Origin of the sequence: Halorubrum aidingense JCM 13560, from assembly GCF_000336995.1 — an archaeon.
GTDB classification, from domain to species: domain Archaea; phylum Halobacteriota; class Halobacteria; order Halobacteriales; family Haloferacaceae; genus Halorubrum; species Halorubrum aidingense.
The window spans coordinates 198,936-208,041 of the sequence record NZ_AOJI01000029.1 but is presented as its reverse complement, the minus strand read 5'-3'; the positions used below and the strand labels follow the sequence as shown (position 1 = coordinate 208,041).

The 9,106-nt window shown below is 65.2% G+C and carries 9 protein-coding genes; 4 read left to right on the top strand and 5 right to left on the bottom strand.

The window, feature by feature from the left end; translation table 11 throughout:
• Positions 1 to 492 precede the first annotated feature (492 nt).
• Positions 493 to 822, bottom strand: coding sequence for a non-histone chromosomal MC1 family protein (locus tag C461_RS13055; protein WP_008001972.1), 330 nt, complete (start codon positions 820 to 822; stop codon positions 493 to 495).
• 336 nt (positions 823 to 1,158) lie between these two features.
• Between C461_RS13055 and C461_RS13050 the strand changes: the two genes are divergently transcribed.
• Complete coding sequence (locus C461_RS13050; protein ID WP_008001971.1) at positions 1,159 to 1,362, top strand: AbrB/MazE/SpoVT family DNA-binding domain-containing protein; 204 nt, start codon at positions 1,159 to 1,161, stop codon at positions 1,360 to 1,362.
• A gap of 182 nt (positions 1,363 to 1,544) precedes the next feature.
• Positions 1,545 to 2,600: a quinone-dependent dihydroorotate dehydrogenase gene (locus C461_RS13045; protein ID WP_008001968.1), complete on the top strand. Its 1,056-nt coding sequence runs from the start codon at positions 1,545 to 1,547 to the stop codon at positions 2,598 to 2,600.
• Positions 2,601 to 2,663: 63 nt separating this feature from the next.
• Here the strand turns inward: C461_RS13045 and C461_RS13040 are convergent, their stop codons facing one another.
• Together C461_RS13040 and C461_RS13035 are read right to left on the bottom strand one after the other, a co-directional pair.
• A complete protein-coding gene (locus C461_RS13040; protein ID WP_008001966.1) occupies positions 2,664 to 5,345 on the bottom strand; it encodes a valine--tRNA ligase in 2,682 nt (893 codons plus the stop codon).
• Positions 5,346 to 5,449: 104 nt separating this feature from the next.
• Positions 5,450 to 5,704 carry a hypothetical protein gene (locus tag C461_RS13035; RefSeq protein WP_008001964.1) on the bottom strand — a complete coding sequence of 85 codons (255 nt, stop codon included), beginning with the start codon at positions 5,702 to 5,704 and terminating at the stop codon, positions 5,450 to 5,452.
• Positions 5,705 to 5,785: 81 nt separating this feature from the next.
• Between C461_RS13035 and C461_RS13030 the strand changes: the two genes are divergently transcribed.
• Together C461_RS13030 and C461_RS13025 are read left to right on the top strand one after the other, a co-directional pair.
• Positions 5,786 to 6,028 carry a ferredoxin gene (locus C461_RS13030; protein WP_008001961.1) on the top strand — a complete coding sequence of 81 codons (243 nt, stop codon included), beginning with the start codon at positions 5,786 to 5,788 and terminating at the stop codon, positions 6,026 to 6,028.
• A 96-nt stretch (positions 6,029 to 6,124) separates the two neighbouring features.
• Complete coding sequence (locus tag C461_RS13025; RefSeq protein WP_008001960.1) at positions 6,125 to 7,780, top strand: rhodanese-like domain-containing protein; 1,656 nt, start codon at positions 6,125 to 6,127, stop codon at positions 7,778 to 7,780.
• A 9-nt stretch (positions 7,781 to 7,789) separates the two neighbouring features.
• Here C461_RS13025 and hemB read toward each other — a convergent pair whose 3' ends face one another.
• Both hemB and C461_RS15880 read right to left on the bottom strand, forming a co-directional pair.
• Positions 7,790 to 8,770 (bottom strand): porphobilinogen synthase, encoded by a 981-nt coding sequence (gene hemB / locus C461_RS13020; protein WP_008001958.1) that lies wholly within the window; start codon positions 8,768 to 8,770, stop codon positions 7,790 to 7,792.
• 129 nt (positions 8,771 to 8,899) lie between these two features.
• Entirely contained in the window at positions 8,900 to 9,064 is a 165-nt protein-coding gene (locus tag C461_RS15880) for a DUF6757 family protein (protein ID WP_008001956.1), read from the bottom strand.
• Positions 9,065 to 9,106: the final 42 nt, after the last annotated feature.

Sequence of the window (9,106 nt, the reverse complement as noted above, 5' to 3'; positions counted from 1 at the left end):
CTAGCATGGCTAAATCGAATCCCAATAGCAATGGCCTCCGGCAGGATCAACCGGAATGTATACCTCCGAACCTGGTTCCCGGCTCGGAGGGGGTGTTGGCGGGTTTTGACTTACGAGAAGTCAAAACACCATTGCATGGTCTATATGGTGTCCGGTCCATCCAGCGACCTGGATGGCACCGAACTACCAAGGCTCACATCAGATTTCCTCTTACGCCGGAGCGCAGGGGGCGAAATCCTCATCTTCGCGGATCTGATTGTACCCTTCGAGGGGTCATAAACCCATCGAAGCGCTTCAGACCCAGCGAAACCGGGCCGAGTTGAACGGCCCGAGTTCGCGGATGCGTTCTTCGCATTAGTCACGATGGCCGGGTTGTATTTAACCCCGTCGAACTATCGGCGCCCCGTCATGCGGTTTCATGCCGAGGAAGTGTGATCGAAGACACAGCTATCCGCTCAATTGCGTCGAAAAAGCGCGAATGCGTTCTGCGAGTTACTCGTCGTCGATGTACTCGATCCCTTGTTTCGAGACGTTGGCCTTCGTGATATCGTTGAGGTCGTTAAGCCAAAAGTCGTCGTCGGCGTCATCGACCTCGGGAGCGCTGTCTTTCCACGCCCACCCTTCATACTCGTGGATCTTTTTTGTCCCCTTCTCGCGGAGCCGAAGCGTGACGCGCTCCGCCTCTTCCTCCGACGGCGCTGGTTCGAGAGTTCGCGCAGCCTTGAGCGCGGCCTGTCGAGGCATATTTCCGGAGAACTCACTCGGTTCCGATCCGTCTTCCTCTCGAAGGGCGAAGTTTCGCTTACCGTCTTCACGTACCATGGTTTATCCTCCATGCGAACCCAGCACACAGTCTGTAATAAATATATCGGGGAAATGAAAACTGATCTGCAAAACATTTATATAGTGACTCGCTAGCGGCTAGCGGTTTTGACCAGGAGCGCGTCTGCTCCGGTGGGCCGGTCGTCGAAACGACTTCGGCGTCGATTGGCTCAGCCGGGGCGATTCGGTGCTAAATTCGATTCTGGTGCTAGATTCGATCGCTCACGTGTGGACACAGGTGAGAGCCGGACGAGCGTGTCAGGAACGCCGAGTTGGCCCGTACGGTAAACAACACTTATGTGTCTGCTATGGCGAAGTGCGACCAGTACAACCGCGATGGTTCGCAAAAAGAAGCTCAGCCCCAGTGGCGCCAAGGACGACGACGGAGAGTACCACAACGTCCACGTAAATCTCCATGAGGACGAACTCGCCGTCGCCGGAATGGAGATTGGCGACGAGGTGTTCGTTCGGGTCCGCGACGGGAAAATAATCATTCAGAAAGCTGATTCGGATCCCGAACAACTCGAACACGACTTCTAGGCAGATCTCCGTCCGACTGCTGTTCACTCACTTCGCGTCTATATACGGAAGCGTTGCCAACACGCAGAGCGCGGGCCCGCGCTCGGAGACCCCATAACAACTGCGCGTTGACCGTCGCCGACTGCCGGTCGGCGGCGACGGTGGTCGGCGGATTGATGGCCGTTCGTAACGACGCCGAACGCATGGACACGTACGATCTGTTGAAGCCGGCGCTGTTCGGGCTTCCGCCGGAGACGGCACACGGGATGACGCATCGGCTCTTACGAGCGGCACAGGGGACCATTGCCATGCAGTTCGTCCGATCGCGGTACACGGTCACGGACGATCGGCTGTCCGTCGACGTACTGGATACCGAGTTTCCGAACCCCGTCGGAGTCGCGGCTGGGTTCGACAAAAACGCGGAGGTTCCGCGAGCGCTCGCGTCGCTCGGGTTCGGTCACGTCGAAGTCGGCGGCGTCACGGCCGAACGGCAGCCCGGCAACCCGCGCCCGCGGTTGTTCCGGCTCCGTGAGGACGAGGCGCTCATCAATCGCATGGGGTTCAACAACGAGGGCGCGGACATCGTCGGCGAGCGACTCGAGCGCGAGGCGATGCCGAACGTCCCGGTCGGCGTCAACATCGGGAAGTCGAAATCGACGCCGCTGGCGGAGGCGCCCGACGACTACTTGTACACGTACGAACGCGTCGCGGACGCGGGTGACTACTTCGTCGTCAACGTGTCCAGTCCGAACACGCCCGGGCTCAGAGAGCTGCAGAACCGCGAGGCCCTGGAGTCTATCCTCGGCGGGCTCGTCGACGCTGGCGCGGATCCGCTTCTCGTGAAACTGTCGCCTGATCTCCCCGATCCGGCCGTCGAAGACGCCCTGTCTGTCGTCGACGATTTGGGACTCGACGGAGTCATCGCGACGAACACGACGACCTCACGGCCGCGATCGCTGAAGAGCCCGAACAGAGCCGAGCGGGGCGGCCTGTCGGGCAAACCGATCGAGCGTATCGCGACCGAGCGGATCCGCTTCGTCGCTGAGCGGACCGACGTTCCGGTGATCGGCGTCGGTGGTGTCTCTGACGCCGCAGGAGCGTACGAGAAGATACGTGCGGGCGCGTCGCTCGTTCAGTTGTACACGGCACTCGTATACGAAGGGCCGAGCGTCGCACGCGAGATCAACGAGGGAGTTCTCGACCTGCTCGACCGCGACGGATTCCGATCGGTCGAGGAAGCTATCGGCGCGGATCTATAAAGAGGGCGGACGGGAGCGAAGCGACATGAACCGCGAGAGACGAAAGACCGCGCCTCGGACGAATTACGCCTCGGTACGAACGATGACGACCACGTCGTCGGCCTCGAGCAGTTCACCGTCGCCTTGGTACTGCCGCTCCTCTTCGATGGAGAACTCGTCCCCGGTCAGCGTGACGCCAGCGACGCGGAGTTCGTCGCCGTCGATTTCGTAGTCATCCTGTGCGAGCGCGGCCTCGATATCGCCGACCTGGTCGCCGTACTTCGGACCGACCGTCGCGTAATCGAGGTCGATGCCCGTGACCACCGTTTCGACCGGCGCGTTGCCGTCCGGATGGACGGTGAGATCGGTGACGTGCATCACACCCGTGATGTCGTCCTCGAAGCCGCGAACGTCTCCGTACACCTCGACTGCGTCGAGTTCGGCGTTCAGCGGGAGCTGGTTGTTGCTCTTGTACTTCCGAAGCACGCCGACGACTGCGGTAGCCGCCGTCCCCGCATCGTGGTCGGCATCGAGCCCGAGCGGTTCGGGCCAGTCGGCGAGGTGGATCGAGTCACTCGCGTCACCGGCGGCGGTGGCGTCCCCGGTCCGTCCGGTGTCTGCGTCGCCGACGGCGTCGGCGTACATGTCGTGCCACAGTTCCTCCGTGACGTGTGCGAGCAGCGGGGCGAACAGCTTCAGGAAGCGACGGTGCGCGGTTCTGAGCGTGTACGCCGCGGCATCGTCGTCACGCTGTTTGACGATCTCGAGGTAGTCGTCACAGAACGTGTTCCAGAAGAAGCTCCGGAGTCGGTCTCGGGCCTTGGAGAACGCGCGGTCCTCGAACAGCTCGGTGAGCCGTTCGATCTCGCGGTCGAGCTCGGCCAGTAGCCACCGGTCGAGCGCGCGGAGGTCGTCGTCGGCCGGGGCGTCCGGGAACGGCTCCGGCGCCAGCGACTCGACGAGCTTGGAGGCGTTCCACAGCTTGCGGATTAGCTTCTCGCCCGCGCGGAGGTCCTTCTTTTTGAACGGGAAGTCGTCGCCGACGGCGGTGCCGGCGGCCCAGTAGCGCGTGGCGTCGACCGGGAACTCATCGAGCACCGTCTCGGGTTCGACGACGTTGCCGACGGACTTCGACATCTTCTCGCGGTTCTCGTCGAGGACGTGGCCGTTGATCATCGTCTCCTCGAACGGGACTTCGTCGGTGTGCTCGTAGCACTTGACCAGCGTGTGGAACAGCCAGAAACTGATGATGTCGTGGCCCTGCGGGCGGAGGTCGAATCGGTACAGCTCCGGGTGTTCCATCGTGAACTCCCCGGCGTCCTCGTCCCAGTCCCAGCCGGCGTTGATGAGCGGCGTCAGGCTGGAGGTGGCCCACGTGTCGAGCACGTCGTCTTCGGGTTCGAACTCGTCGTGACCGCACGCCGGGCAGGCGTCGACCGGTGGGTCGTCGGAGAGCGGGTCGACGGGCAGGTCGGCCTTCTCGGCGACGACGACCTCGCCGCAGTCGTCGCAGTACCACACGGGGAACGGAATCCCCGAGGAGCGCTGGCGGGAGATGAGCCAGTCCCACTGCAGTCCCTCGACCCAGTGTTCGTACCGGGTGAACATCTTCTCCGGGGACCACTCCATCTCTCGTCCGATCTCGAGGTACTCGTCGGTCTTATCGAGCATCTGGATGTACCACTGCTCGGTGACGAGGAACTCGACGCTCGTGCCGCAGCGCTCGTGGACGTTGACGGTGTGGGTGATCGCGCGGCGGTCTAAGAGCGCGCCCGCGTCGTCGAGGTCCTCGACGATGGCCTCGCGGGCCTCACCGGAGTGCAGCCCCTCGTACGCCTCGGCGACCCCGGTCATGTGGCCCGACTCGTCGATGGCGACGCGGAGGTCGAGGTCGTGGATCTGGTACCACTCGATGTCGTTCTGGTCGCCGAACGTACAGCACATCACGATCCCCGAGCCCGTCTCCATGTCGACGCGCTCGTCGGCGATGATCGGGACCTCGTGGCCGAACAGCGGGACCTCGGCGGACTCGCCGACGAGGTGCTGGTTCTCGTCGTCGTCCGGGTGGACGAAGACGGCGACGCACGCGGGCAGCAGCTCCGGGCGGGTCGTCGAGATGACGAACTCGTCGGCGTCGCCGTCCGAGCCGTCCCCGGCAACGGGGAATGCGATGTCGTGGAAGTGGCTGTCCTGCTCGTCGTCTTCGGTCTCGACCTGCGAGATCGCGGTTTCGCACTCGGGACACCAGATCGCGGGCGCCTTCTCGCGGTATTCTCGACCCTGGTCGTACAGGTCGACGAAGGACAGTTGGGAGACCCGCTGGACGCGCGGCTCGATGGTCTGGTAGGTGTGGTCCCAGTCGACGGAGACGCCGAGCGACTGGACGTTCTCGGTGAACTGCGCTTCGTATTCGGCACACACCTCGCGGCACTTCGCTTGGAACTCGCGGCGCTCGAAGTCCTGGTGGCGGATGTCGAGTTCGGACTCGGTCAGCCGCTCGGACGCGATACCGTTGTCGTCGTAGCCGAACGGGAAGAACGTCGTCCCGCCGTGCATGCGCTCGAAGCGCGCGACGAAGTCCTGGAGGGTGAACCCGTACAGGTGGCCCATGTGGAGGCTGCCGGATACGGTCGGCGGCGGGGTGTCGATGGAGAACGCGGTGTTCGGATCGACCGGGTCGTCGGGATACGCGTACGTCTCCTCGTCGACCCATCGCCGCTGCCAGCGCGGCTCGGCGGTGTCAGGGTCGTACTCACCACTGGGCATTTCACGCTGACGTTCCGCCGGTTCCCCCTTAACGGCCTCGGTTGTGTGGGGGCTCCCGGGGAGCGCGGGCGCACCCGGTCGGTAGACGCGTTACGCCAGACGCGTCACACCACGTCGTCGGGGTCGTGTTCGGCGGCCATCCGCGACGCCTCCGCGGCGAACCGCTCGATGTCGTCGGCCGGGCTCTCGCCGAGCGCGGTGTCGTCGACGTCCCGACCGGCGGTGATTCCGTTCCCCGTGACGAGGCGCTGTTCGGCCAACTCCTTCGTGTGCATCCGTTCGCCGTCCTCGGTGGCGTACGTGAGCCGGACGAGCCCTTTCGAGTCGAACTGTCGATCGACGAGCCAGACCCTGGTCATACGCGTGGGTCCGTCCCACCGACGCTTAAAAAGGGCGGTCGGCGCCGTCACCGCTTTGTACCGCGTCGGTCAAGAGGGGCCATGCGTGTGAAGTTCGACCGCGACACCTGCATCGGGATGTACCAATGCGTCGCCGAGTGGGACGGCTTCGAGAAGGACATGAACGACGGGAAAGCCGATCTCGTCGGCGGCGAGGAAGAGGAGCCGGACGTGTTCGTCGTCGAGGTCCCCGACGGGGAGGAACTGGACGCGAAGTTCGCGGCGCGGGTCTGCCCGGTCGACGCGATCGAGGTCTACGACGACGACGGCGAGCAGGTCGTGTAGGCCGCTTGGCGGGTACTCGCAGTCGATCCGCGCGTAGCGCGCGAGTACGCCCAGTACTATTATAAATAGTGATAGAGCCTGTGGTAGAGACGTACGATGGGAGCTCCACTCTCTCCTTCAGCGGTACGGGACGCGATAGACTCCAGCGATCCGGTCGCGATACTCGACGTCCGGCAGTCGCTCGACTACGTCAACGGAAACGTCATGGAGAGCACGTGGGTCCCGCGAGGCGACCTCGAACGCCGGCTCCCGGCGCTGGTCCCGAACCGCTCGACGCCGATCGTCCTCTGTGACGAGCGCGGTGAGCGCGCGGCGCTCGACGCACGCTGGATCGAATCGCTCGGCTACGACCGCGTCGACTATCTGGACGGCGGGATCGCGGCGTGGCGGGACGCCGGGCTGGACCTCGTGGAAGCGGTCGATGGCGTCCACGCGACGGCGTTCGGCTACGAGAGCAAGGAGTTCGGCGAGCGGGTCGAGGTGTCGCGGGACCTCCCGAAGATGGATCCAAACGAGGTCGCCGAGCGACGAGCGGCGGTCACCGTCGTCGACGTGCGGAATCCCCCCGAATACGACCGGTACGGGACGATCCCCGGCTCGATCAACGTCGAAGGCGTCGACCTCGCGCTGTACGCCGACGAGCTCCGGGACGACGAGCCGCTGGTCGTCCACTGTGCCGGTCGAACGCGGAGCATCATCGGTGCGGCGACCCTCCAGGCGCTCGGGATCGAGGATGTGTACGAGTTGGAAAACGGGACGATGGGGTGGGAGCTTGCGGGCCGCGAACTGGAGGCGGGTCCCGGTCGACCCGACAGCGTCGACGTCGACGCTGACCGATATCGTCGCCTCCGGTCTTCCGTCGAGGAACTCCTGCAGGGATCGAACGCGTCGTACCTCTCTCCGACCGAACTGGCGGCGTCCCGCGCCGAGGCCGACGACGGGCGAACGACGTATCTCTTCGACGTACGGACCGAACCGGAGTTCGAGACGGGACACGTCCCCGGGGCGCGCTCCGTCGCCGGTGGACAGCTCATCCAGACTGCCGGCCAGCACATCGCCGTCCGTGACGCGGCGGTCGTCCTCGTCTCGGAGACGCACGTCCGGTCGTCGATAACCGCGTACTGGCTCGCCGAGATGGGGTATCCGAACGTCCACGTGCTTCGCGGCGGGACGAGCGCCTGGGAGGACGCTGGCTCTGGCCTCGTCGAGGGACCCGAGACGACCGAACCGATCGGGAGCGATCGGGTCGCAGCGGCGGTTACGACCGTTTCCCCGGACGACCTCGCCGACCTGCTCGATGCCGATCGAGCGACGGTTCTCGACGTCGACGCACGGGACTCGTTCACGGACGGTCACGTGCCCGGCGCGGCGTGGGCACCCCGCTCCGAGATCGAGTCCGCAATCGCCGCCGAACAGGAGGACGGCGGGACGCTGGCGGACGGCGGGACGCTGGTACTGGCGTGCGAGTCGGGCGAGGTGTCCGCGCTCGCGGCGGCGCAACTCGAACACTGCCGGGATTCGATCGAGAGGCGGGGAGATGAGGCTCGCCAAGGCGTTTCGTCGGTCTCAGCCGACGTCACGGTCCTCGTTCTCGAGGGGGGAGTGGCGGCGTGGCGAGACTCCGGACGCGACGTCGAGACGGGAGACGGGCGCGCGGTGATCGAGCCACGCGAGGCGGTACGGAAGCCGTACGCACAGGGAACACGGGCGATGAAGCGATATCTGGAGTGGGAGGAGAACCTCGTCGAATGACTCGCCGGCCTACAACCGGTCGGCGAGGTCCTCGGCGAAGTACGTGACGATCAGATCCGCGCCCGCGCGCTTGAGCGACAGCAGCGACTCGTGAGCGGTCGCCTCCAAGTCCAGCCACCCCTTGTCGGCGGCCGCGTGCAACATCGCGTACTCGCCGGAGACGTTGTACGCGGCGATCGGGTGATCGAACTCCCGCCGAAGGTCGCCGACAATGTCGAGGTACGGGAGGCCGGGCTTCACCATCAGCACGTCCGCGCCCTCTTCGGCGTCGATTCGCGCCTCCCGGAGCGCCTCGCGGCGGTTCGCGGGGTCCATCTGATAATGGCGCCGGTCGCCGAACGCGGGGGCGCCGTCGGCGGCGTCCCGGAACGGGCCATAAAAGGCGGACTGGTACTTGACGGCGTAACTCATCAGCGCCACGTCCGCGTGGCCCGCGCCGTCGAGCGCCTCGCGAATGGCTCGGACTTGGCCGTCGGTCATCGCCGAGGGCGCCACCATGTCCGCGCCCGCGTCGGCCTGCGACACGGCCGTCTCGGCGAGCAAGGCGAGCGTCTCGTCGTTTTTCACCGTGAGCGTCGGGTCCGTCTCGGCGTCCGACTCGATGATTCCACAGTGACCGTGGTCGGTGTACTCACAGAGGCACACGTCGCCGACGACGTAGGCGTCGGTGTCGGCCGTGATCGCCCGGATCGCGCGCTGGACGACCCCGTCTTCGGCGTACGCGCGGGTCCCCTCCGGGTCCTTCGATTCCGGGATCCCGAAGACGATCACCGCTTCGACGCCGGTCTCGCGGATCTCTTCGACGCGCGCGACCGCCTGATCGACGGGCACGCGTTCGTGGCCGGGCATCGTCTCGATGGGGACGCGCTCGTCGGCGGTCGCGTCGACGAAGACGGGCGCGACGAGGTCGGACGCCGACAGCGAGGTCTCGCTGACGAGCGGGCGGACGCCGTCGGTCCGAAGCCGTCGCGGCCGGTCCGTGGGGTGCATGCGAGAGCGTTGGTCCCGTGCTGTCTTTTATGATTCGTCCTCGGCGACGAACGGATAACGGGTGACAGAGAAGCGACGGGAAGGCGAAAACGAGGTGACGACGCGGTACTGAGCGCCGGGACGTGGTAGTTATTCCGACGACTCGACGTCGATCCGGTCGCGGAGGGAGGCGAGTTCGTCGGACTCCGCGAGCTCCTCGACGCGTTCTTTGAAGTGCTCCCCACAGAGACCGACGACCACGCCGCTCTGCTCGGCCTCGTACGTGGCCTCCCGCTGGCAGTAGTGACACCGCATAGTCGCAACTCTATCGGCGCCGGGCTTAACGTTGTTCGTCGA

Excerpts from the sequence above, each read along its gene's own strand:
- C461_RS13055 (WP_008001972.1), bottom strand. The coding sequence starts at position 822 with ATGGTACGTGAAGACGGTAAGCGAAACTTCGCCCTTCGAGAGGAAGAC.
- C461_RS13050 (WP_008001971.1), top strand. The coding sequence starts at position 1,159 with ATGGTTCGCAAAAAGAAGCTCAGCCCCAGTGGCGCCAAGGACGACGAC.
- C461_RS13045 (WP_008001968.1), top strand. The coding sequence starts at position 1,545 with ATGGACACGTACGATCTGTTGAAGCCGGCGCTGTTCGGGCTTCCGCCG.
- C461_RS13040 (WP_008001966.1), bottom strand. The coding sequence starts at position 5,345 with ATGCCCAGTGGTGAGTACGACCCTGACACCGCCGAGCCGCGCTGGCAG.
- C461_RS13035 (WP_008001964.1), bottom strand. The coding sequence starts at position 5,704 with ATGACCAGGGTCTGGCTCGTCGATCGACAGTTCGACTCGAAAGGGCTC.
- C461_RS13030 (WP_008001961.1), top strand. The coding sequence starts at position 5,786 with ATGCGTGTGAAGTTCGACCGCGACACCTGCATCGGGATGTACCAATGC.
- C461_RS13025 (WP_008001960.1), top strand. The coding sequence starts at position 6,125 with ATGGGAGCTCCACTCTCTCCTTCAGCGGTACGGGACGCGATAGACTCC.
- hemB (WP_008001958.1), bottom strand. The coding sequence starts at position 8,770 with ATGCACCCCACGGACCGGCCGCGACGGCTTCGGACCGACGGCGTCCGC.
- C461_RS15880 (WP_008001956.1), bottom strand. The coding sequence starts at position 9,064 with ATGCGGTGTCACTACTGCCAGCGGGAGGCCACGTACGAGGCCGAGCAG.